The organism is Sinomonas sp. B1-1 (assembly GCF_050474465.1).
Taxonomy (GTDB): domain Bacteria; phylum Actinomycetota; class Actinomycetes; order Actinomycetales; family Micrococcaceae; genus Sinomonas; species Sinomonas flava.
In genome coordinates, this window is the sequence record NZ_JBCHVF010000027.1 from 1 (window position 1) to 1,439 (window position 1,439).

1 protein-coding gene is annotated in these 1,439 nt (G+C 77.1%); it reads left to right on the forward strand.

What is annotated here, in order from left to right:
* A partial coding sequence (locus ACQ5BE_RS18910) for a putative PEP-binding protein (RefSeq protein WP_430298489.1) occupies nucleotides 1-1,439 on the forward strand: 1,439 nt, incomplete at both ends.

The following is a 1,439-nucleotide window of genomic DNA, read 5'->3' on the forward strand; positions in this document are numbered from 1 at the left end:
GCGCGGGGCGTGCTGGAGGCGACCGCGCTGATGGCCGCGGACCCGATGCTGGTCAAGGGCGCCGTGAAGCTGCTGGACCCCTCGAGTGACGGGGGTGCCCGCTCGGCCGAGCGGGCGGTGTGGGAGTCCGGGGCCGCGGTCGCGGCGAAGCTGGAGTCCCTGGGCGGGTACATGGCCGAGCGCGCCGCGGACGTCCTGGACGTGCGCGCCCGGCTCGTGGCCGAGCTGCGCGGCCTGCCCGCCCCGGGCATCCCGGCCTCCCCGACCCCGTTCGTGCTCGCCGCGCACGACCTGGCCCCGGCCGACACCGCGACCCTGGACCCGGCCCGGGTCCTGGCCCTGGTCACCTCCGGCGGCGGGCCCCAGTCCCACACCGCGATCCTGGCCCGGGCCCTGGGCCTGCCCGCCGTGGTCGCCGCCCCCGGCGTCGAGGCCATCCCGGACGGCACCCCGGTGTACGTCGACGGGGCCGCCGGGACCGTGGCCACCGCCCCCGGCCAGCCAGAGCGCGACGCCGCCGCGGCGTGGGCGGCCCAGGCCGCCGCCCTGGCCGGGGGCTTCACCGGGGCCAACCGGCTCGCCGACGGGCACCCCGTGCCCCTGCTGGCCAACGTCGCCACCGGCAAGGACGCCGCCGCCGCCGCGGCCGCCGGCGCCGAGGGCGTGGGCCTGCTGCGCACCGAGTTCTGCTTCCTGGACCGCCCCACCGAGCCCACCCACGACGAGCAGGTCACCGCCTACTCCGCCGTGTTCGCCGAGTTCGCCGGGAAGAAGGTCGTCATCCGCACCCTCGACGCCGGCGCGGACAAGCCCCTGCCCTTCCTGACCAACACCGACGAGCCCAACCCCGCCCTGGGCGTGCGCGGCTACCGCACCGACACCGCCACCCCCGGGGTCCTGGCCCGCCAGCTCGCCGCGATCGCCCACGCCGCCAGGGACAACCAGGCCGAGGTCTGGGTCATGGCCCCCATGATCGCCACCGCCGAGGAAGCCGCCCACTTCACCGCCCTCGCCAAGGAGGCCGGCCTGCCCACCGCCGGGGTCATGGTCGAGGTCCCCTCCGCGGCCCTGACCGCCGAGCACATCCTCGCCCACGCCGACTTCGCCTCCCTGGGCACCAACGACCTCACCCAGTACGCCATGGCCGCCGACCGCATGCTCGGACCCCTGGCCCACCTCAACGACCCCTGGCAGCCCGCCGTGCTCCACCTCATCAAGGCCACCTGCGACGGCGCCCACACCGCCGCCACCGCCACCGGCACCCCCAAACCCGTCGGCGTCTGCGGCGAAGCCGCCGCCGACCCCGCCCTGGCCGCCGTCCTCGTCGGCCTCGGCGTCACCACCCTCTCCATGACCCCCCGCGCCCTGGCCGCCGTGAACAAGGTCCTGGCCACCATCACCCTCCCCCAAGCCCAGCACCTCGCCACCCTCGCCCTCGC